Annotated in this window: 20 protein-coding genes; 3 read left to right on the plus strand and 17 right to left on the minus strand. The window is 72.0% G+C overall.

All coding sequences use genetic code 11. The annotated features are described in order from the left end of the window. Window positions 1-2: 2 nt before the first annotated feature. The 17 genes from mraY to BAY60_RS34120 form a co-directional block, all read right to left on the minus strand. Window positions 3-1,088 carry a phospho-N-acetylmuramoyl-pentapeptide-transferase gene (gene mraY, locus BAY60_RS34035; RefSeq protein ID WP_112285459.1) on the minus strand — a complete coding sequence of 362 codons (1,086 nt, stop codon included), beginning with the start codon at window positions 1,086-1,088 and terminating at the stop codon, window positions 3-5. Further along, window positions 1,085-2,572: a UDP-N-acetylmuramoyl-tripeptide--D-alanyl-D-alanine ligase gene (locus BAY60_RS34040; protein ID WP_112285460.1), complete on the minus strand. Its 1,488-nt coding sequence runs from the start codon at window positions 2,570-2,572 to the stop codon at window positions 1,085-1,087. The genes mraY and BAY60_RS34040 overlap by 4 nt, the downstream gene beginning before the upstream one ends. Continuing rightward, the gene (locus tag BAY60_RS34045) at window positions 2,569-4,167 is read right to left on the minus strand and encodes a UDP-N-acetylmuramoyl-L-alanyl-D-glutamate--2,6-diaminopimelate ligase (RefSeq protein ID WP_112285461.1); all 1,599 of its coding nucleotides are present in this window, start codon (window positions 4,165-4,167) and stop codon (window positions 2,569-2,571) included. The genes BAY60_RS34040 and BAY60_RS34045 overlap by 4 nt, the downstream gene beginning before the upstream one ends. Before the next feature lie 190 nt (window positions 4,168-4,357). After that, window positions 4,358-4,843 carry a hypothetical protein gene (locus tag BAY60_RS34050; RefSeq protein ID WP_112285656.1) on the minus strand — a complete coding sequence of 162 codons (486 nt, stop codon included), beginning with the start codon at window positions 4,841-4,843 and terminating at the stop codon, window positions 4,358-4,360. Window positions 4,844-4,881: 38 nt separating this feature from the next. After that, window positions 4,882-5,571: a hypothetical protein gene (locus BAY60_RS34055; protein WP_342769803.1), complete on the minus strand. Its 690-nt coding sequence runs from the start codon at window positions 5,569-5,571 to the stop codon at window positions 4,882-4,884. Further along, window positions 5,568-6,824: an MCE family protein gene (locus tag BAY60_RS34065; protein ID WP_112285462.1), complete on the minus strand. Its 1,257-nt coding sequence runs from the start codon at window positions 6,822-6,824 to the stop codon at window positions 5,568-5,570. The genes BAY60_RS34055 and BAY60_RS34065 overlap by 4 nt, the downstream gene beginning before the upstream one ends. Then, window positions 6,824-8,011, minus strand: a complete 1,188-nt coding sequence (locus tag BAY60_RS34070) for an MCE family protein (RefSeq protein WP_112285463.1) — start codon at window positions 8,009-8,011, stop codon at window positions 6,824-6,826. Before BAY60_RS34070 ends, BAY60_RS34065 begins: the two co-directional genes overlap by 1 nt. Beyond that, window positions 8,008-9,204 carry an MCE family protein gene (locus BAY60_RS34075; RefSeq protein WP_112285464.1) on the minus strand — a complete coding sequence of 399 codons (1,197 nt, stop codon included), beginning with the start codon at window positions 9,202-9,204 and terminating at the stop codon, window positions 8,008-8,010. The genes BAY60_RS34070 and BAY60_RS34075 overlap by 4 nt, the downstream gene beginning before the upstream one ends. Before the next feature lie 25 nt (window positions 9,205-9,229). Further along, a complete protein-coding gene (locus BAY60_RS34080; RefSeq protein WP_112285465.1) occupies window positions 9,230-10,261 on the minus strand; it encodes an MCE family protein in 1,032 nt (343 codons plus the stop codon). Next, a complete protein-coding gene (locus BAY60_RS34085; protein ID WP_112285466.1) occupies window positions 10,258-11,331 on the minus strand; it encodes an MCE family protein in 1,074 nt (357 codons plus the stop codon). Before BAY60_RS34085 ends, BAY60_RS34080 begins: the two co-directional genes overlap by 4 nt. Further along, window positions 11,328-12,638, minus strand: a complete 1,311-nt coding sequence (locus tag BAY60_RS34090) for an MCE family protein (RefSeq protein ID WP_112285467.1) — start codon at window positions 12,636-12,638, stop codon at window positions 11,328-11,330. The genes BAY60_RS34085 and BAY60_RS34090 overlap by 4 nt, the downstream gene beginning before the upstream one ends. Then, entirely contained in the window at window positions 12,635-13,480 is an 846-nt protein-coding gene (locus BAY60_RS34095) for an MlaE family ABC transporter permease (RefSeq protein WP_112285468.1), read from the minus strand. The genes BAY60_RS34090 and BAY60_RS34095 overlap by 4 nt, the downstream gene beginning before the upstream one ends. Next, window positions 13,481-14,275, minus strand: coding sequence for an MlaE family ABC transporter permease (locus tag BAY60_RS34100; RefSeq protein ID WP_112285469.1), 795 nt, complete (start codon window positions 14,273-14,275; stop codon window positions 13,481-13,483). A 21-nt stretch (window positions 14,276-14,296) separates the two neighbouring features. Next, a complete protein-coding gene (locus tag BAY60_RS34105) occupies window positions 14,297-15,058 on the minus strand; it encodes a glucose 1-dehydrogenase (protein ID WP_112285470.1) in 762 nt (253 codons plus the stop codon). Next, entirely contained in the window at window positions 15,055-16,563 is a 1,509-nt protein-coding gene (locus BAY60_RS34110) for an aldehyde dehydrogenase family protein (RefSeq protein ID WP_112285471.1), read from the minus strand. The genes BAY60_RS34105 and BAY60_RS34110 overlap by 4 nt, the downstream gene beginning before the upstream one ends. 47 nt (window positions 16,564-16,610) lie before the next feature. After that, entirely contained in the window at window positions 16,611-17,501 is an 891-nt protein-coding gene (locus BAY60_RS34115; RefSeq protein ID WP_112285472.1) for a 3-oxoacyl-ACP reductase, read from the minus strand. A 102-nt stretch (window positions 17,502-17,603) separates the two neighbouring features. Next, complete coding sequence (locus tag BAY60_RS34120) at window positions 17,604-17,795, minus strand: ferredoxin (RefSeq protein WP_112285473.1); 192 nt, start codon at window positions 17,793-17,795, stop codon at window positions 17,604-17,606. A 90-nt stretch (window positions 17,796-17,885) separates the two neighbouring features. Between BAY60_RS34120 and BAY60_RS34125 the strand changes: the two genes are divergently transcribed. The 3 genes from BAY60_RS34125 to BAY60_RS34135 are packed head-to-tail and all read left to right on the plus strand — an operon-like array spanning window position 17,886 to window position 21,714. Then, window positions 17,886-19,067: an acyl-CoA dehydrogenase family protein gene (locus BAY60_RS34125; RefSeq protein ID WP_112285474.1), complete on the plus strand. Its 1,182-nt coding sequence runs from the start codon at window positions 17,886-17,888 to the stop codon at window positions 19,065-19,067. A gap of 14 nt (window positions 19,068-19,081) precedes the next feature. After that, window positions 19,082-20,149, plus strand: coding sequence for an acyl-CoA dehydrogenase family protein (locus BAY60_RS34130; RefSeq protein WP_112285475.1), 1,068 nt, complete (start codon window positions 19,082-19,084; stop codon window positions 20,147-20,149). After that, window positions 20,146-21,714, plus strand: coding sequence for a long-chain-fatty-acid--CoA ligase (locus BAY60_RS34135; RefSeq protein ID WP_112285476.1), 1,569 nt, complete (start codon window positions 20,146-20,148; stop codon window positions 21,712-21,714). The genes BAY60_RS34130 and BAY60_RS34135 overlap by 4 nt, the downstream gene beginning before the upstream one ends. The last annotated feature ends 2 nt before the right edge of the window (window positions 21,715-21,716 follow it).

A 21,716-nucleotide genomic window follows, 5' to 3' on the forward strand; every position in this document is an offset into this window, starting at 1 on the left:
CGTCAGCCTCCTCCGAGGCCGAGCTGCTCGCTGTAGAACAGGCCGAGGCCGAACAGGCAGCAGATTCCGGCCAGCAGCCAGAACCGGATGATGACCGTGGTCTCCGCCCAGCCGGCCAGCTCGAAGTGGTGATGGAACGGGGCCATGCGGAACAGCCTGCGCCGGGTCGTACGGAACACCGCGATCTGCAGCACGACCGAGATCATCTCGACCACGAACAGCCCACCGATGACGATGGCCAGCAGCTCCGTGCGGGTGGTCATGGACAGCCCGGCGACGAGGCCGCCGAGGGCCAGCGAGCCGGTGTCGCCCATGAAGATCTTCGCGGGCGCGGCGTTCCACCACAGGAACCCGACGCACGCGCCGGTCGCCGCGGCGGCCACCACCGCGAGGTCCAGCGGGTCGCGCACGTCGTAGCAGGCGGCCTGCGGCGACTCGACACAGCTGAGCCGCGCCTGCCAGAACGAGATCACCACGTAGGTCGCCAGCGCCATGGCGCCCGCGCCACCGGCGAGCCCGTCGAGGCCGTCGGTGAAGTTGACGGCGTTGGACCACGCGGAGATCAGCAGGTAGCAGAAGATGATGAAGACCGGCACCGGGAAGAAGATCAGCGCCAGGTCCCGCACGTAGGACAGGTTCTGCGAGGCCGGGGTCAGCCCGTTGTCGTCGGGGAACTGCAGCACCAGCACCGCGAACACCACGGCGACCACCAGCTGCCCGACCAGCTTGGCCGTCTTGTTCAGCCCGAGGTTGCGCTGCTTGCGGATCTTGATGAAGTCGTCGAGGAAGCCGACGAGCCCGAGCGCCACGGCGAGGAACAGCACGAGCAGCCCGGAGGCGGTCGGCCCGTCGTTGGTCGAGTCGCGCAGCCAGTCGGCGAGGTGAGCGACGAAGTAGCCGACCACCAGCGCGACGATGATCGCGACGCCACCCATCGTCGGGGTGCCGCGCTTGGACTTGTGCCCCTCGGGGCCCTCCTCCCGGATCTCCTGGCCGAAACCCTGCCGCGAGAAGGTGCGGATGAGATAGGGGGTGAGCAGGATGGAGACCAGCAGCCCCACCGAGGCCGCGATCATGATGCTGATCACGCGTTACCGCCCTCCAGCAGGGCATCCGCCACGCGCCAGAGCTCGGCGACCTTGGACGCCTTCACGAGCACGACGTCGCCGGGACGCAGCTCGTCGCGCAGCAGCGCGATCGCGGCGTCGGTGTCGGGCACCAGGACCGACTCCTCTCCCCAAGAACCCTCGTGGCTGGCTCCGTGGTGCATGGCGGCGGCGTCCGTGCCACTGCCGCCGACCACGACCAGCCTGCTGATGTTGAGCCGCACGGCGAGCCTGCCGATCTCGTCGTGCGCGGACACGCTATCGGCACCCAGCTCGCCCATGACACCGAGGACCGCCCAAGATCGTCGCGGCTCCGCGGCCTGCGTCGCCGACGCCATCGAGGCGAGTGTCTTGAGCCCCGCGCGCATCGACTCCGGGTTGGCGTTGTAGGAGTCGTTGAGCACGGTGACGCCGTCGGCGCGGGTGGTGACCTCCATCCGGCGTGCGGAGCGGCGCTGCGCGGCGCTCAGGTGCCGCGCCACGTCGGCGACGGGTGAGCCGAGCTCCAGCGCCACGGCCGCGGCGGCGAGGGCGTTGCCGACGTGGTGCTCACCCACCAGCTGGAGCGTCACGTCGGCCTCGCCCTGCGGGGCGAGGAGTCGGAACGAGGCCCTGGCGTGCTCGTCGAGGGTGACGTTCTCGGCGCGGACGGTGGCGGCCGCGCTCTCGCCGACGCCGACGACCCTCGCCGTCGTGCGCGCCGCCATGGCCGCCACGAGCGGGTCGTCGACGTTGAGCACGGCCACGCCCTCGGCGGGCAGCGCCTCCACCAGCTCGCCCTTGGCCTTGGCGATGCCCTCCCTCGACCCGAACTCGCCGACGTGCGCGCTGCCGACGTTGAGCACCACGCCGATGCGGGGCGGCGCCACGGCCGCCAGCTCGGCGATGTGGCCGGGCCCCCGCGCGGACAGCTCCAGCACCAGGTGGCGGGTGCCCGCGTCGGCCCGCAGCGCCGTCCACGGGTGGCCCAGCTCGTTGTTGAACGAGCCGGGCGGCGCCACGGTGGGACCCAGCGGCTCCAGCACCTGCGCGATGAGGTCCTTGGTGGAGGTCTTGCCCGAGGAGCCGGTGACCCCGACGACGGTGAGCGCGTCGCGGGACAGCACGGTGACCACGTGCCGCGCCAGCGCGGCGAGCGCGGCCAGCACGGCGGCACCGGAGCCGTCGCGGTCGCCCGTCAGCGCCAGGGCCCGCTCGTGTGCCATGCCCTCCGGCAGCGGCGGCACGATCACGGCCGGGGCGTCCACCTCGCGGGCGGCCAGCACCCCGGCGGCGCCCGCGCGCACGGCCTGCGCGGCGAAGTCGTGGCCGTCGACGCGCTGCCCCGGCAGTGCGACGAAGAGGCCACCTTCGGTGAGCTGGCGGGAGTCGAACTCCACCGAGCCGGTGACGCGCTCGCCGCCGTCGGCGTGGTGCAGCCTGCCGCCGACGATGCCGGCGATCTCGGCCAGGGTCAGCTCGATCACACGCTCACCTCGAGTCGGTAGCGGATGGCGGCCTCCAGTTCGTCGCGGTCGGAGAACGGGTGCACGACACCGGCGATCTCCTGCCCGGTCTCGTGTCCCTTGCCCGCGACGAGCACGACGTCGCCGGGCCTCGCCCGTTCGACGGCGGCGGCGATGGCGTCGCGGCGGTCGCCGATCTCCAGCACCTCGGCCGACTGGGCGGGGCTGACGGCACGCGCCCCGGCGAGCATCGCCGCCCTGATGGCGGCCGGGTCCTCGCTGCGCGGGTTGTCGTCGGTGACGATCACCAGGTCGCTGCCGCGGACGGCGGCCTCGCCCATGACGGGCCGCTTGGCCGTGTCGCGGTCGCCACCGCAGCCGAGCACGGTGATGATGCGGCCCTCGGTGCGGGCGCGCAGGGCCTGCAGGGCCTGGGTGACGGCGGCGGGCTTGTGCGCGTAGTCGACGACGGCGGTGAACGGCTGGCCCAGGTACACACGCTCCATCCGGCCGGGGACCTCGACGCCGGCCAGCCCGGCGACGATGTCGTCCAGCGACACCCCGGCGGTGTCCAGGATCGCCGCGGCGAGCGCGGCGTTGGCGACGTTGAACTCCCCCGGAAGGGGCAGCGTCGCGGTGGCGGTGCGGCCGTCGGGCGCGTGCAGCAGGAACACCTGCTCGCCGGTGGGCGTGATGGCGATGTCGCTCGCGCGCCATGCCGCGTCGGTGCCGGGTTCGGTGGACACGGTCACGGTCTGCGGGGTGACCAGCGCCTCGCCCCACGCGCTGTCGACCACCACGACCTCGTGCGTCGAGCGGCCGTCGAACAGCAGCGACTTGGCGGCGAAGTACTCCTCCATGTCGCGGTGGAAGTCGAGGTGGTCCTGCGAGAGGTTGGTGAATGCGCCGACGCTGAACCGCGTGCCGTTCACCCTGCCGAGTGCGAGCGCGTGGCTGGAGACCTCCATCGCCACGTGCGTGACGCCCTGCTCGACCATGACGGCGAACAGCGCCTGCAGGTCCGGCGCCTCCGGGGTGGTGAAGGCGCTGGCGAGCCGCTCGGAGCCGATGCGGGTCTCGACGGTGCCGATGAGCCCGGTGGCCAGTCCCGCGGCGCGCAGCCCGGACTCGACGAGGTAGGCGGTGGTGGTCTTGCCCGACGTGCCGGTGACGCCGAGCACCGAGAGCTTCAGCGAGGGCTCGCCGTAGATCCACGCGGCGACGGAGCCGAGCACGCCCCGGGGGTCGCCGTGCACCAGGACGGGCACGGGCGCGTCGCGCAGTGCGGGCCGCTGGGCGCCGTCCTCGTCGGTGAGCACCGCGGCGGCGCCCGCGGCGATGGCCGCGTCGGCGAAGTCCGCGCCGTGCGCGCGGGCGCCGGGCAACGCGGCGAACAGGTCGCCGGGGATGACGTGCTGGGCGCGCAGCGTCGCGCCGGTCACCGTCAGCTCGGCGTCGGCCGGGTCGGCGATGAGGCGCGCGTCGGCGCGGGCGACCAGCGTCGTCAAGGAGACCGGCTCGATCAGGCCCGGCCGCGGCGGCGCGGCGACGACCTTCGCCGGGCTGTGCGGTACCTGCCCTCCGCGCGCGGCCTGCTCGTCGTTGTTGACAGACACGCGGGAAGGTTACCGGCGAGGGTGTCCGGCGATGCGCCCGCCCTGCGCCGGTGTGTTGGCCTTCCGCGCCGCCGTGTCGGCCGTCCGCGTCGCCGTGTTGGTGCTGTACGTTGCCGTGCCGGGGATCCGTGACGCCCGGGCGGCCAACACACCGGCGTGCGGGGTGAACACGCCTGCCGGCGCGCTCGGGTCACACGCTCGTGAGGCTCGTGATCTTCCATTGGCCGCCGGTGTTCTCGGCGGTGACCACGAGCACGGCGGTGGCCGATTCCTGGCGGTCGTTGCCGGCCGTGTGCAGTGTCTGCTGGTCGAGCAACGCCAGCAGGTGCGCCCGCTGCGCGGTCAGGGACCGCACACCGAGCGAGCGCACCGTGGTGGTGCGCACGAGCTTGCCGTCGCGCGCCTGCGCCTTCGCGGCGGCGAAGCTGCGGCCGTACTGCTCGACGGCCTCGCCCGCGAGCACCCGCTCGGCGGCCCGTTCGGTGCGGGCGAGGTTGTTGTAGTCGTACGAGAAGATCGACTTGAGCGCGCCCGTCACCTGCCGGGTGACCTCCCGCGTGGCCACCGGATCGGCCAGCGCGACGTTGTCGCCCGCCGCCCGCAGCTGCCGCGCCTGCAGCCCCGACCACACGGCGGCGCCCGCCGCGAGCACGATGACGGCGGCCAGCACGGCCATGATCGTGGCCCTGCGCCGCTGGGCGCCACCGGCGCCGTTCACGACGACACCGCCTGTACGGCGCTGATCTTCCAGCCCTCGCCGGTGCGCTGTGCCTGCACGGTCAGCCTGCTCCGGCTGGGTGCGGGCTGAGTGTCGCGGGTGCCGAGCCGCACGTCCAGCACGGCCAGCAGCCGCGCCGTGCCCAGGCGGCGGTCGAGCTCGGTGACGGCGAGCTCGCGCACGCTCGCGCTCGCGACCGTTCGCGTGCCCGCGGCGCGGTCGAGCTGGAGCTGCCGGTCCTTGGACAGGTCCTCGCCGAGCTTGCCGGTGGTGACCCGCAGCCACTCGTCGACGTCGGAGCGTGCCGTGCGGTGGTCGATGGTGTGCAGGGTGACCAGCGCGGCGGAGATGTCGGCGACGACCGTGTCGCGTTCGCGGGCCAGCTCGAGCCGGTCGTCGTGGGCCGCGCTCCACCAGCTGAAGCCGAACCACCCCGCGACGAGCAGGGCCACCACCGCGACGGCGGCGAGCATCCGCAGCGCGCGGGGGTCCGCGGCGGGCCGCTCGCCGGCCGCGGCCTGCTCCGCAGCGACACCCTCGTCCGCGCCGGCGGCGTCCTCCGCGACGGCGGTGTCCTCCGGCGTCGTGACCTCACCGCCGGCCTGCTCGCCGGTCCCGTTGTGGGTGTCGCCGGTGTCGCCGGTGTCGTCGCTGGCCCTCGGGCGCGGGCTCGGCCGGGGTGTCACCGGGGCAACCCCAGCAGGCCACCGAGCCCCTGGCCGGTGCCGCCGGTGACGTAGCCCAGCAGCCCTGGCAGGCCGTCCCGGCGCGGAACGCCGTCCGTGCTGGGCTGCTGCGCCTGCTGTGTCGGCACCTCCGGCACGTCGGCGGGCATGCCCGCGTACGGCGCGTTCTGCGCGCCCCGCACGCCGGTCGGGCTGCCGGGCGGCTCGGCACAGTAGGCGCCGGTGTTGGGCGGGGCGTCGCTCTCGTCGCTCGCTGGCCGCTGCCGGGTGCCCTCGTAACCCTTGGTGCACGACGGCGGATCGAAGAGGTTGAACACGAACCCGAGGTGGCCCTCGCCGTTGGAGGTCACCGACCGGGTGAACGCCGAGATCACCGGGTACGCCACGAGCAGCTGCTCGATCGCGTCCGTGCGGGCGGTGGTGATCTTGGACGTGGTGAGCAGGTTGGCCATGACGATGCCCGCGTCGGTGCCGGACTCGGCGAGCACGTCGCGCACCTCGCGGCTAAGCTTGGGCGCCTCGTCGATCACCCTGCGCAGGTCGGGATCGGCCTTCTTCAGCTCGGACGCGATGGTGCGCAGCCCGCCGGCGAGCGCGGCGATGTCGTCCGCCTGACGGCGCTGGGTCTCCAGCACCAGGCGGCCGTCGGAGAGCAGGGCCCGCGTCTGGGGCAGGTGCTCGGCGGCCGTGGCCGTGAACGAACTGGTCATGTCGAGTAGTTCCTGCAGGTCCCCTCCCGCGCCCGCGAACGCGTCGTAGGTCTCGTCGACCACCGTACGCAACGAGCGGGTGTCCACACTGGCCACCAGGTTGTCGAGGTTGGCGAGCACCGTGTCCGGCGCGAGCGGCAGCGAGGTGCGGTCCTGTTCGATCGTGGAGCCGTGCTCCAGGTACGGGCCGTCGTCGTCGGCGGGCACGAGGTCCACGTACTGCTCGCCGACGGCCGACCGGTTGGACACCGCGGCGTGGGTGTCCGCCGGGATCCGTGGTGCGTCCGAGCCGATGTCGAGGGTCAGCTCCACACCGCGCTCGGTGAGGTTCATCGCCGCGACCTTGCCGACCGCTACACCCCGGTAGGTGACCTCGGCGTTGACGAAGATGCCCCCGGAGTCGGCGAGCCGCACGGTGACCGCGTACCCCCGGGTGCCGAACAGCCGGTCCAGCCCCGCGTAGTTGACGCCGACGACGGCCACCGAGACCACAGCGACGACGAGGAAGGCGAGCAACTTGATCCGGTGCTTTCCGGTGAGCATCACCCGCCACCTCCCGTCAGGCCGCCCAGCAGGCTCCCCAGTACGCCGCCCTGCTGCGCGGGCACCGGCGTCCGTGGCAGCGGCAGCGCCGGTGCCGTGCCGTCACCGCCGCTGCCCTGGCCCGTCCCCGGCACGGCGCCGGTGACCGGGTTCGGCGGCACGGGCAGGATCGGCTGCGACGAGTTGGTGAAGTTCTGCAGCAGCAGGTCCAGGTTGAGATCGACGCGCGCGTGGACGTTGGCGTAGTCGCCGCGGATCACCGCGCCCGCGGAGTCCGGGAACGGGTAGGTCGGCAGGATCTGCAGCGCGATGGGCAGGTTCGTCCCGGCCTCGGCCAGCTTGCGCAGCGTCGGCTCCAGGGCGCGCAGGTTCGCGACGAGCTGGTCGCGGCTGCGGTTGACGGTGTCGACGGCCACGCCGGAGAGCGCGTCGAGCGACTGCAGCATCCCGACGAGCTGGTCGCGCTGCGCGGTGACGACCCGCAGGCCGGGTTCCAGGTGGTCCAGGGCGGTGTTCAGGTTGCCCTGCTGCGCCACCAGCGTGCTCGACAGCCGGTTCAGCCCGTCGATGGCGCGCACGATCTCGCCCTTCTGCCCGTCCAGCTCGGTGGCGATCTCGTCGACCCTGGCGAGCAGGGTGCGCACCTCGGCCTCGTTGCCGGACAGCGCGGCGTTCAGCTCGCGGGTGATGTTCGACAGCTGGCCGATGCCGCCGCCGTTGAGCAGCAGTGACAGCGCGCCGAGCACCTCCTCCACCTCCGGGTTGCGGTTGGTGCGCGACAGCGGGATGCGGGCGCCGTCGGTGAGGCGTCCGGTGGCCTGCTCCGCCGAGGGGGCCCGCAGCTCGACGAACTTCTCCCCCAGCAGGCTCGACTGGCGCAGCAGTGCGGCGGAGTTGGCGGGCAGCTCGATGTCGCCGTTGACGGCCATGGTGACGATGGCGGACTTGGCGTCGTCGGCCAGCGCGACCTTCTCGACCCTGCCGACGGCGACGTCGTTGACCTTGACGCTGGCCTGCGGCACGAGGTCGAGCACGTCGCCGAACTGCGCGGTGATCCGGTACGGGTGGTCACCGAGGTCGGCGCCACCGGGCAGCGGCGTGTTGTAGAGGCCGGAGAACCCGGCCTCGCCGCAGCCCGCGAGCAGCAGGGCCGCGGCGGCGAGGGTGGCGGCGAGTGCGCGTCTCATCGGCCGCTCCCGTCGTCCAGCGGCGTGGTGAGCAGGTCGACCAGCGGCAGGGGCAGGGGCGGCAGCCGGCCCTGCTGCGCCGAGGACAGGATCTGCGACACCGAGGGCAGCTTGAGGTTGCCGTCGACCACGGACGCGATCGAGTCGCACAGCCCGGTCAGCGCCTCGGGCAGCTGCACCGGCGAACCGGCCCTGACCAGCCGGCACAGCGTCTGCATGAGCGGGTGGGTGAGCTCGTTGGCGTTGTAGCGCACCTGGATGCTGCCGGAGGCCGCGTCGTAGGTGTTGATGAAGTTCGTCATGCCGGTGGGGCCGACGTCGAGCACCTCGGCCAGCGCGGCCCGCTGGTCGACGAGCACGCCGGTGATCCCGGCGAGTTTGTCCACATTGGCCGACAGTAGTTCGCGGTTGTCCTCGACGAACGTGCGCACCTCGCCCAGCGAACGGCCCAGTGCCGACAGCGCCGCACCCACGTCGTCGGAGTCCTCGGCGAGGAACGTCGTGACGTCGGCGAGCCGGTCGTAGAACTCGGTGAGCTGGCGATCGCTGCGGGCGAGCATGGTGGTGAACGACTGCAGGTTGCGCACCGTGGAGAACAGGTCGCCCTTGGAGCCCTCCAGCGTGCGCGACAGCTCGGCGAGCCTGGCCACGGTGTCGTTGAGGTTCCTGCCGTTGCCGTCGAGGTTGGCCGCGGCGGTGTCGAGCACGTCGGCCAGCGCGCCGCGGCGGTTGGCGCCGTCCGGCCCGAGGCTGGTGGAGAGCTCGTTGAGGCTGGCGTAGAGGTCGTCGAGCTCCACCGGGGTGGCGGTGCGCTCCTTCGGGATCACCGCGCCCCCGGCGAGCACCGGCCCGCTGTCGTAGGCGGGGGTCAGCTGCACGTAGCGGTCGCTGACCAGGCTCGGCGCCACCACGACGGCGCCCGCGTTCTCCGGGACCGGCACGTCGACCCGCATGTCCACCCGGACGGCACCGCCCTCGGGCCGCACGTCCGTGATCTCGCCGACGGGGATGCCCAGCACCCGCACCGACGACCCGGCGTAGAGGCCGACGGTCTTGTCGAAGTAGGCGCTCAGTCGCGTGCCGCCGCCGTCGCGCGCCAGCCACCACAGGCCGGTGGCGAGCACGAGCAGCGCGACGCACGCCATCGCCAGCCAGCTGTACAGGCTGCGCTGCGCGCGGGAGTCGACCACCATCCCTATCCCGCCTTCCTGTGCGCCATCAGTTCCTCGCCACTCCCTGGTTGTCCGCCGCCACGGGCGGGCTGCAGCCCTCGGGGTTGATCGTGGCTCCCCGGGTGGTGATCACCGGCGGCAGCAGCCCGCAGATGTAGCCCTCGAACCAGCGGCCGTTGCCGGTGGCGTTGGCGCCGATGCGCGTGAACGGTGCGAGCAGCTCCAGGCTGCGGTTGAGGTTGTCCTGGTTGCGCTGCAACAGGTCCGTGACGGTGTTCAGTTCCCTCAGCGCGGGCGTGAGCTGCGCACGGTTGTCGGCGACGAGGCCCGACAGCTGGTCGGAGAGCTGCCGCGCTCCCGACAGCAGCGCGTCGATGGCCTGTTCCCGGTTCTGCAGTTCGGTCAGCAGCAGGTTGCCGTCGTCGATGACGCGGCGCAGCGTCTCGTTGCGGTCGGCGAGGATCTTCGAGACGCCGCTGGTGTTCGACAGCAGCCGCGCCAGCTCCTCGTCGCGGGAGGACACCGTGCGCGACAGGGCCGACAGCCCGCCGAGCGCGTCCTTGAGATGCTGCGGGGTGTTGCGCATGGACTCCGCGATCACCTCGAAGCTGCGCGCCAGCTGGTCGCTGTCGATGTCGCGGACGGTGGACGAGAGGTCCCCGAACACGTCCTGGATCTGATACGGCGAGCTGGTGCGCTCCAGCGGGATCGGCTCGTTCGGGTCGAGCACGCCCTGGCCCTTCGGCCGCAGCGCGAGGAACTTCTCCCCCAGCAGCGTCTTGACCTCGATGGCCGCCTCGGTCGCGTCACCGAGCCGCACGTTCTCCACCTTGAACGTCGCGAGCACCCTGGTGCCGTCCAGGGACACCTCCTCGACCTCGCCGACCTTCACACCGGCGACCTGGACCTCGTTGCCCGCCTTGAGATCGGCGGACTCGGCGAAGTGGGCGGAGTAGGTGGTGCCGTTGCCGAGCAGCGGAAGGTCGTCGGAGTAGTAGGCGGCCAGGGTGAGCAGTCCGATGAGGACGAGGGTCACCGCGCCGACGGCAGCCTGGTTGCGTTCGCGTAGGGGCTTCACTCGACCTGGCACCTCTTCGGCTGCTCGGTGGCGGGAATCGGCAGGAACGGCACCGTGATGTTCAGCGAGGAGATGCCGATGGTGCCGGTGAGCCCGCACAGGTAGTAGTTGAACCAGCTGCCGTAGCTGAGCGTCCGCGTGAACTTCTCCAGGTTGCCGGGCATCACCTGCAGCAGGTGGTCGAGCAGCTGCTCGGAGTCGGAGAGGTTGCCCGAGAGCCTGCCCAGCTGCGCGATGTCCTGCTTCAGCGGTGGCCGGGCGTCGCGCAGCAGGCCCGCGGTGACGGTGGTGAGCTCGCCGAGCGCGGAGACGGCCTCGCCGATGGGCCGGCGCTGCTGCGCGAGGCCGGTGACCAGCTGCTGGGTGGCGTCGACGAGCCCGCCGAGCTGCGGGCCGCGGGCGTCGAGGTTGCCGAGCACCCGGTTGAGGTTGCCGATCACCTGCCCGATCACGCGGTCCTTGTCGGCGATCGTGCTGGTGAGCGACGCCGTGTGCGCAAGGAGACTCTCGATGGTGCCGCCCTCGCCCTGTAGCACCTGGATGATCTCGTGGGAGAGCTGGTTGACCTGGTCGGCGTCGAGCGCGTTGAACAGCGGCTTGAAGCCGTTGAACAGCACGGTCAGGTTCAGGGCCGGCTGGGTGCGTTCGACGGGGATCGGCGTGCCCGGTTCGAGCACGCCGTCGCCGGGGACGTCGGTGCCCAGCGACAGGTAGCGCTGGCCGACGAGGTTGCGGTACTTGATGGTCGCCGTGACCCCGGCCGGCAGCTCGCGCGTGGCCTCGACGTCGAAATGGACCTCGGCGAGGTTGTCGCCGGACACGGTGATGCGCTGCACCTGGCCGACCTTCACTCCGACGATGCGCACGTCGTCGCCCGCCTGCAGGCCCGAGGCGTTGGTGAACAGGGCCGTGTAGCCGGAGGAAGGGCCGAAGTTGGTGTTGGCGATGGTGGCGCCGAGCACGCCGGTCAGCAGCACGGTGACGGCGGCGAAGACACAGATCTTCAGCAGTGAGGGGACGAAGCTCCGCGCGTCGGAGGTCGCCCTGACACGGCGCAGCAGCCCGATCATCGCACCGTCACCGCCGTTCCCCGGTACAGCGGCGCGACCAGCAACGTCGCCCAGCCCGGCGTGTCCCGCGGGGCGATGCCGGTGGCCGGGGCGAGCAGCGTGGCCAGCAGCCCGTGCTCGGCGGTGGAACCGGCGAGCGAGGGCACGCCCGCCGTGCTGCCGCCTCCGGTGTCGTAACCGGATTTCTTCGGCGGGGCGGGTTTGGTGGAGCCGTCGGCGATCGGGCCGTCCGGCGGGTACTGCGGCCACGCCCCTGGCGGCTCGACCTGCGGGTAGCAGCGGGGGCCGCGCTTGTCGTCGTAGCGCGGCTCGTCGACGCCGGGCAGGTACTTGCCCCTGCTGGCGGTGATCCGGATGGTCACGTGGTTCATCTCGTCGGTGCCCTTGCCGAAGGCCCGCTCCGCGCGGGGCACGGCCTCGGCGAGCTGGCGCAGCAGGCACGGGTACTCGGGCGCGTACTTGGCGAGCACGTCGAGGGTCGGCTGCGCGGTGGCGGTCAGGTCGATCAGGTTGGCCTTGTTGACCTCCAGGAACCGGCCGAGGTCCACCGACGTGGTGCTGACGCTGGAGTACAGGTCGGACAGTGCCTGCCGCTTCTGCACGAGCGTGCGGGTCGTGGTGGTGAGATCGGACAGTGCGTGGAGGAAGTCCGGCGCGGCCCGGTCGTAGATGCCGGTGACGTCGGCGAGCGCGGTGATGTCGGCCTTGAGGTCGGGAAGCGACGGGTTGAGCTCGCCGAGGTAGTCCGACAGCTGTACGAGCGTCTCCCCGAGTTGCCTGCCCCGGCCGTCCAGTGCCGTGGACACGGCGTTGAGCGTGCTCGCCAGCTTCTGCGGCTGCACGGCCTGCAGCAGCGGCAGCACGTTGTCGAGCACCTGCTCCATCTCGATCGCGGAGCTGCTGCGGTCCTGGCCGATGACGGCGCCCTCGGCGATGGGTCCCGCCCGCCGTTCGGGCGGCTGCAGCGCCACGTAGCGCTCCCCGAACAGCGTCTTGGGCAGCAGGCGCGCCGACACGTTCGCCGGGATCACGTCCACCTTGTCCGGTTGCAGCGCCAGCTCCAGCGTGGCCTTCTCGCCGTCGGCGGTGATCGAGCGGACCTCGCCGACCCGCATGCCGCGGATCTTGACGTCGGCGCCCTCGCGCATCTGGTTGCCCGCGTGGTCGGTCTCGAGCCGGACCGAGACCACGGACGTGAACTCCTTGTTGTAGATGGCCACGCACAGCGTCAGGAACAGCGCGGCGACGAGGAGGAACACCAGGCCGAGGACCTGGTGCCAGAGTCTGCGCAGCAGTGCCGCCCTCATCCGGAGATCCTCACCGTGGTCGTGGATCCCCAGATGGCGAGGCTGAGGAAGAAGTCGATGACGACGATCAGCACGATCGACGTGCGCACGGCCCTGCCCACGGCGACGCCGACGCCCGCGGGCCCCCCGGAGGCGGTGTAGCCGTAGTAGCAGTGCGACAGGATCACCAGCGCGCTGAACACGATCACCTTGAGAAACGACCAGAGGACGTCCTCGGGTGGCAGGAACAGGTTGAAGTAGTGGTCGTAGGTGCCCGCCGACTGGCCGTAGAACCAGACGGTGATCTGGCGGGAGGCGAGATAGGACGACAGCAGGCCCACCGCGTAGAGCGGGACGACGGCGGTGATCCCGGCCAGCACGCGCGTGGTGACGAGGTAGGGCAGGCTGGGCACGCCCATCACCTCGAGCGCGTCGATCTCCTCCGAGATGCGCATGGCGCCGATCTGGGCGGTGAACCCGCAGCCCACCGTCGCCGACAGGGCCAGCCCCGCCGCCAGCGGCGCCACCTCGCGGGTGTTGAAGTAGGCGGAGATGAAGCCGGTGAGCGCGGCGGTGCCGAGCTGGTCGAGCGCCGAGTAGCCCTGCAGGCCGACGATGAGACCGGTGAACAGCGTCATGCCGATCATCACGCCGAGCGTGCCGCCGATGACGGCCAGTGCACCGGTGCCGAAGCTGACCTCGGTGAGCAGCCGCAGCAGTTCCCTGCTGTAGCGGCGCACGGTCCTGGGAGTCCACGCGAGCGCGCGCACGTAGAACGACAGCTGCCTGCCGAAGCCCTCCAGGCTCGCTCCGGGCCGCGCGATGATCTCCAGCGCGCGGTCGGACACCATTCGATCGGTCATCTACAGCGCCTTCGGGGGAACGATCTGCAGGTAGATGGCGGTGAGCACGACGTTGATGAGGAACAGCAGCAGGAACGTGACGACGACGGCCTGGTTGACCGCGTCGCCGACGCCCTTCGGCCCGCCCGCGGGGTTCAGCCCGCGGAAGGCGGCCACCACTCCGGCGACGAACCCGTAGAGCAGCGCCTTGATCTCGCTGATCCACAGGTCGGGCAGCTGGGCCAGCGCGTTGAAGCTGGCGAGGTAGGCGCCCGGGGTGCCGCCTTGCATGACGACGTTGAAGAAGTAGCCGCCCAGCACGCCCACCACGCTGACCAGGCCGTTGAGCAGTACCGACACCACGATCGCCGCGAGCACCCTCGGCACGATGAGCCGCTGGATCGGGTTGACGCCCAGCACCTCCATGGCGTCGATCTCCTCGCGGATCTTGCGCGCGCCGATGTCGGCACAGACGGCGCTGCCCCCGGCGCCCGCCACGAGCAGCGCCGTGATGAGCGGGCTGGCCTGCTGCACGATCGCCAGCGCGCTGGCGGCGCCGGTGAACGACTGCGCGCCGATCTGCTGGGTCAGCGAGCCCAGCTGCAGCGCGATGACGGCGCCGAACGGGATGGCGACGAGCGCGGTCGGCAGGATCGTGACGCTGGCGAAGAACCAGCACTGCTGGATCCACTCCCTGGTCTGGAACGGCCTGCGCGGGATGGCGCGCAGCACCTCCCAGGCCAGGGTGGCCAGCCTGCCCACCTGGGACAGCGCGGCGGTGCCCGGGATCGTCATCGATCCCTGCCGAGCGCCCATCACACCTCCGCTTGAGTGTGTCTACATCTTCAGCGCATGTGTGGCCGTCGCGCCGCCGTCGGCCACGAACTCGCCGCCGGTGCAGTACGAGCTCTCGTCGCTGGCCAGGAACAACGCGAGCTCGGCGATCTCCTCGGGCTGCCCGGTCCGCCCGAGGGCGAGCCTGCGGGCCACCGGTGAGAGGTCCACCTCCGCACCGCCGGCGGCGTCGCGCACCATGTCGGTGTCGATCATGCCGGGGTGCAGCGAGTTGACCCGGATGCCGCGCTCACCCAGCTCCAGTGCGGCGACCTTGGTCATTCCCCTGATCGCGAACTTACTCGCCGTGTAGGCGACCAGGAACGGCATACCGGCGAGTCCCTCCACAGAGGACACGTTGACGATCGAACCGCCACCCGCAGTTGTCATCGGTTCAACGACCGAGCGCATCCCGAGAAACGCCCCGAACTGGTTCACGCGCACGACCCGCTCGTAGTCGGCGAGGCTGGTCTGCTCCAGCGGCGAGAAGTGCAGCACCCCGGCATTGTTGACCAGCACGTTCAGCGCGCCGAACTCGGCCTGTGTCGCCTGCACCGCACCCGCCCAGTCGTCCTCGGACGTCACGTCCAGGTGCGTGTAGGCGGCGCCGAACTCGCCGGCGAGTCGCTTGCCGTCCTCGTCGAGGATGTCGGCGATCATCACCCGCGCGCCCTCGGCGGCGAACCGGCGGGCCGCGGCGGCCCCCTGGCCGCGCGCGGCGCCGGTGATGAGCGCGACCTTGCCCGCGAGCCTGCCCCCGGTCACATCATCTCCTCGGTCAGCGGCAGGAAGACCGACTTCAGCTCGGTGTAGGCCTCGATCGCGCTCTGCCCGCCCTCACGGCCGAGCCCGGACTGCTTGAACCCGCCGAAGGGCAGGTGGGGCTCGATCTGGAAGCCGTTGATGCCGACCGTGCCCGCCCGCAGCCTGCGCGACACGCGGAACGCGCGCTGCACGTCGGCGGTGAACAGCCCGGCGCCAAGACCGTACTGGGTGTCGTTGGCGAGCGCGACGGCCTCCTCCTCGTCGGAGAACGGCACCACCGCCAGCACCGGCCCGAAGATCTCCTCCTGGGCGATGGTGGCCGAGTTGTCGACGTCGGCGAAGATCGTCGGCGCGACGAAGTTGCCCGCGGCCAGCTCGCCGCCGAGCCGCTCGCCGCCGGTGACGAGCCTGCCCTCCGACTTGCCGCGCTCGATGTAGCCGAGCACGCGTTCGAGCTGCCGCTCGTTGATGAGCGGGGCCGACACGACGCCCGCGTCGAACGGGTCGCCGTAGGTGATGGCGGCGGCCATGCCCTGCGCGGCGCCGAGGAACTCGTCGTAGACCTCGCGATGCACCAGCGCCCGGGTGTTGGCCACGCAAGCCTGCCCGGAAAGGCCCATCGTGACGGCGCCGACCACGGTGGCGGCGGCCAGGCCCACGTTGGGCGCGTCACCGAACACCAGTGCCGGGCTCTTGCCGCCCAGCTCCAGCGACACGCGCTTGAGCGTGCCCGCGGAGGCCTCCACGATGCGCTTGCCGACGGCCCAGCTTCCGGTGAAGCTCACCTTGTCGACATCGGGATGCGTGATCAGGGCCTCGCCCACGGGGTCGCCGGGGCCGGTGACGACGTTGAGCACGCCGTCCGGGAGCCCGGCCTCGACGAGCAGCTCCACCATCCGCAGCACGGAGAAGGTGCAGTACTCGCTGGGCTTGAGCACCACGGTGCAGCCCGCCGCGAGCGCGGGGGCGACCTTCTGCGCGAACAGCAGGAACGGCGCGTTCCACGGCAGCACCGCGGCGACCACGCCGATCGGCTCGCGGAAGGTCATGGCCAGGTGGTCGCCGCCCTGGTACGGCGGCAGTGTCTGCCCGCCGAGCTTGTCCACCCAGCCCGCGTGGTGGTCGAACACGTCGGCGGCGGCGCCCACCGAGGTGGCGTAGATGCCGCCGAAGGACAGCGGCACGGAGTTGTCCAGCGCCTGCAGCGCGCGCAGCTCGTCGGCGTGGGCACGCAGCAGGTCGGCGTAGCGGTGCAGCAGGGCGATGCGCTGCCCGGCCCGCGTCGAGGGCCAGGCTCCGGAGTCGAAGGCCCTGCGCGCGGCGGCCACGGCATCGTCGACGTCGGCCGCCGAGCCGCTCGCGAACTCGCCGATCGGCTCGCCCGTGGCCGGGTGGTGATGGGTCCACGTGGCGCCCTCGCGGGCGGGTCCCCACTGGCCGTCGATGAGCAGCCTGCCTGCCTTGAGCCCCACCGACTCGCGGTGCGGCTGCACGGTCAACGTCATACGCTCTTCTCCCTACTCTGACGGCTCTGCGCGCCCACGGCACCCTCCTACGGCAGCGACAGGATCTCGTTGGCGGCGAACATCCGGTCCTTCTCGCGCCCGGCGAAGTACGGCCCGACCCGGGCAGCGAGCTCGTCCGGGGTCCAGGTGCCGTGCTCGGTGTCGAAGCGCTGCTCGACCTGGGGCGGTGTGAGCAGCGCGACCATGCCGCCGTGCACGACGAACACCTGGCCGCTGATCGCGCCGGCGGCCGGGGAGGCGAGGTAGGCGACGAACGGCGCCACGTGCTCGACCGACAGCGGGTCGGGGCCCTCGGCCGGGGCCTCGCCGAAGACGCCCTCGGTCATGCCGGTCCGTGCGCGGGGGCAGATGGCGTTGGCGCAGACGCCGTAGCGGGCCAGCCCGCGCGCGGCGGACACGGTGAGCGCCGCGATACCCGCCTTGGCCGCGGCGTAGTTGGGCTGGCCGGGCGAGCCGACGAGGAAGGCCTCGGAGGCGGTGTTGACCAGCCTTCCGTACACCGGTTTGCCGTCCGCTTTGGACCGCTGGCGCCAGTGGGCGGCGGCACCGCGCGACAGCAGGAAGTGGCCGCGCAGGTGGACGCGCAGCACGGTGTCCCACTCGTCGTCGGACATCGAGAAGAGCATCCGGTCGCGCAGCAGCCCGGCGTTGTTGACGACGATGTCCAGCCCGCCGAGGTGTTCGATCGCCGTGCTCAGCAGCGCGTCGGCGGTGGCGCGCTCGGCGACGTCGCCGGTGACGAGTACCGCCTTGCCGCCGAGGCCCTCGATCTCGTCGACCACCCCGGATGCCGCCTCGGACACGTCGTTGACCACCACCGACGCTCCGGCGGCGGCCAGCGCGAGCGCCTCGGCCCTGCCGAGCCCGGCGCCCGCGCCGGTGACGATCGCCGTCCTGCCCTGAAGGCTGGTGCTCACTGGAGGCTGCCTCCCTGAGGTCCCCGCGGACCGTCGCTGGCCCGCACGTGCGCCCAAGACTAGAATCTGTTCTCGCCTTGGGCAAGCCTCATCTTGAGCAGCTCAGTCCCGGATGAGCAGGGCATTCCGCGGACACGATGCGACAGCTTGAGTAACACGTTCTATTTCTTTGGGCGGCACCTCGGCGTGCCGGATCCGCAGCTCCTCGTCGTCGTCCAACTCGAAGACAGCGGGGGCGATGCCGACACACACCTCGTTGGCCTCGCACAGGTCCCGGTCCACCTCGATCCTCACGATCGCACCTCCTGAAAAAGTAGAACCTGTTCTACACTAGCTCGCGGGCCGACGCGGACACCACGTCCAACGCGCGAACGGGAGGATCAGATGCGCATCAGCTACGCACCCGAGCACGAGAAGCTGCGGGCGCGCCTGCGGGACTACTTCGCCGGGCTGATGACTCCCGAGCGACGCGAGGGCCTGGCCGGCGACGGCGGCGAATACGGCGACGGCGCGGCGTACAAGGAGATCGTGCGGCAACTGGGCCACGACGGCTGGCTCGCGCTGGGCTGGCCGGAGGCCTACGGCGGGCACGACCGCCCCATGCTCGAACAGCTCGTCTTCACCGACGAGGCGGCCATCGCCGGGGTGCCCGTTCCGTTCCTCACCATCAACACCATCGGCCCGACGATCATGCGCTTCGGCACCGAGGAACAGAAGGCGTTCTACCTGCCGAGGATCGCCGCGGGCGAGCTGCACTTCTCCATCGGCTACTCCGAGCCGGAGGCGGGCACCGACCTCGCCTCGCTGCGCACCAGAGCCGTCCGCGACGGCGACTCCTACGTCGTCAACGGGCAGAAGATGTGGACCAGCCTCATCGAGTACGCCGACTACGTGTGGCTGGCCGCGCGCACCGACCCCGACGCGCCCCGGCACAAGGGCCTGAGCATCCTCATCGTGCCCACCACCGCGGAGGGGTTCTCCTGGACGAAGGTGCGCACCGTCGCCGGACCGGGCACGAGCGCCACCTACTACTCCGACGTGCGGGTGCCGCTGGCGGCCCGCGTCGCCGAGGAGAACGCTGGCTGGCCGCTCATCACCAACCAGCTCAACCACGAGCGGGTGGCGCTCACCTCGGCCGCGCCGCTGCAGGCCGCGCTCGCCGACGTCGTGGACTGGGCCCGCGAGACCAAGCAACCGGACGGCAGCAGGGTCATCGACGCCGAGTGGGTGCGGCTGCATCTCGCCCGCGTGCACGCCCACACCGAGTACCTCAAGCTGCGGAACTGGAAGATCGCCTGGGCAGCGGGTGAGAGCGAGCTGGGCCCCGCCGATGCGTCCGCGACCAAGGTCTACGGCACCGAACTCGCCACCGAGGCGTACCGGCTGCTCATGGAGGTGCTCGGCGCGGGCGCCGTGGTCCGCGAGGGCTCGCCCGGCGCGCTGCTGCGCGGCCGCATCGAACGCGCCCACCGCTCGGCCCTGATCCTGACCTTCGGCGGCGGCACCAACGAGATCCAGCGCGACATCGTCGCCGCCACCGCGCTCGGCCTGCCGGTCACCCGCTGACGAGGGAGCTGTCCATGGACTTCTCGACCACGCCGGAGCAGGGCGAGCTCGCCGCGCTCACCCGCCGCATCGCCACCGACCACGTGACCCCCGACTCGCTCGGCCCGCACGGCACGGGCGGCTTCGACCGCACGCTGTGGCGCGCGCTCGCCAGGGCGGGTGTGCTCGACGCCGCGCTGCCCTCCGCCGTCGGCGGCGGCGGGTTCGGACTGCTCGAACAGTGCTCGATTCTCCTCGAACTGGGCCGCGCCGTCGCGCCCGTGCCCTACCTGCCCACCATCACCATGGCCGCCTCGGCACTGGCCGGCGCGGGCACGCCCGACCTGCTCGAACGCTGGCTGGTGCCCGCCGTGCGCGGTGACGCGGTGCTGACGGCGGCGGTGCCGGACACCGGCACGCCGTGCGGGTTCACCGCCGAGCGCACCCCGGCGGGCTGGCGGGTGTCGGGGGCGCAGACCGCCGTGCCGTTCGGCGCGTTCGCCGATGCGTTGCTGATCCAGGCCACCACGAGCGACGGCGACGTGGTGCTCGTGGTGGACGCGGACGAGCCCGGCCTGACGGTGTCGGCGCAGCAGACCGTCGACCACGCCGACGCCGCGCTCGTCGAGGCCGCCGACGTCATGGCTACCGCGGAGCTGCCGGGTACCGCGGGCCCGCTGCGCCTGCGCGGCACCGTCGGGGTGTGCGCCTACCAACTCGGCGTGCTGGAGCGGGCGGTGGAGCTCACGGCGGCCTACGCGCGGGAACGCAGGCAGTTCGGGCAGCCGATCGGCGGCTTCCAGGCGGTGCGCCACCGGCTCGCCGACGCGCACCTCGACGTGGAGGCCGTGCGCCTCACGCTCTGGCAGGCGGCGTGGCGGCTGGCGGCGGGCGAGGACGCCGCCGGGGAGGTCGCCACCGCCAAGTACTGGGCGGCCGAGGCGGGCCACCGGGTCGCGCACGCCGCCGTGCATGTCCACGGGGGCGTCGGCATCGACGTCGACCACGTCCTGCACCGCTACTTCGTGGCGGCCAAACGGTGCGAGTTCGCGCTCGGCGGCGCCACCGTCCAGCTGCGGGAACTGGGCGGCCTGCTCTCATGAGTGACGTTCCCACCGTCACCGAGCTGCTGCTCGCCCGCACGGCCGACCAGCACCCCGGCCTGCGCTTCGAGGACCGGAGCTGGTCGTGGGCCGAGGTGGTGCGTGAGTCGGCGCGCCACGGCGCCGCCCTGCGCGCACTGCTTTCCGGGCAGGGCCCGCCGCACGTCGGCGTGCTCGCGGACAACGTGCCCGCGTTCGCGTTCCTGCTCGGCGGTGCGGCCCTGTCCGGAGCGGTGCTCGCCGGGCTGAACCCGACCCGCCGCGGCGCGGCGCTGGCCAGGGACGTCCGGCTCGCCGACTGCCAGGTGGTGCTCGCCGAGCGGCACCGGCTGCCGCTGCTGGACGGTCTCGACGTCCCGGTCGTGGACCTCGACGGTCCGGAGTGGACAGAGGCGCTGGACGCGGCGGAACCGGCCGAGCCGGTTGCCGCGCAGCCGGACGATCTGCTGATGCTGATCTACACGTCCGGCACGAGCGGCGACCCGAAGGCCGTGCGGTGCACGCACGGCAAGATCGCCTTCCCCGGCCGGATGCTCGCCGAGCGATTCGGTCTTTCTCGGGCGGACACCGTGTACGTGTCCATGCCGATGTTTCACTCCAACGCCGTCATGGCGGGCTGGTCGGTGGGCCTCGCGGCGGGTGCCACCATCGCGCTGCGCCGCCGGTTCTCCGCCTCCGGGTTCCTGCCCGACGTGCGCCGCTTCGGAGCGACGTACGCCAACTACGTCGGCAGGCCGCTGTCGTACGTGCTCGCCACGCCACACCGGGACGACGACGCCGACAACCCGCTGCGGATCGTCTACGGCAACGAGGGCGCCGAGGCCGACCTCGCCGCCTTCGGTGAACGGTTCGGCTGCCACGTGGTCGACGCGTTCGGCTCCACCGAGGGCGGGGTCGGTTTCGCCAGGACGCCCGGCACACCGCCGGGCTCGCTCGGCAGGCTCACCGAGGGCGTGCGGATCCTGCACCCGGAAACCGGCGAGCCGTGCCCGCCTGCCCGGTTCGCCGAGGACGGCTCGCTGCGCAACGCCGCCGAGGCGGTCGGGGAGATCGTCAACACGGCGGGCGCGGGCTGGTTCGCCGGCTACTACAACGATCCCGCCGCCGAGGCGGAGCGGATGCGCGACGGGCGTTACCACACCGGCGACCTCGCCTACGTCGACGCCGACGGGTTCTGCTACTTCGCGGGCAGGCTCGGCGACTGGCTGCGCGTCGACGGGGAGAACCTGGGCACCGCGCCGATCGAACGCGTGCTGCTGCGTCACCCCGCCATCGCCGAGGCCGCCGTGTACGCGGTGCCCGACCGGGTGGGCGATGCGGTGATGGCCGCGCTCGTGCTCACCGGTGACACCGCGCTCACCCCTGCCGGGCTGGGCGAGTTCCTCGCCGCGCAGCCCGACCTGGGCCCCAAGCAGCTGCCGCGCTACGTGCGCATCACCGGTGAGCTGCCGAAGACGGCGACGTACAAGGTCGTGAAACGCACGCTGGCGGGCGAGGGGCTGCACTGCTGCGACCCGGTCTGGCACCGCCCCGCCACCGTCCCGGTCTACGAGACGCTGCCCTGACC

The organism is Prauserella muralis (assembly GCF_003202285.1).
Classification (GTDB): domain Bacteria; phylum Actinomycetota; class Actinomycetes; order Mycobacteriales; family Pseudonocardiaceae; genus Prauserella_B; species Prauserella_B muralis.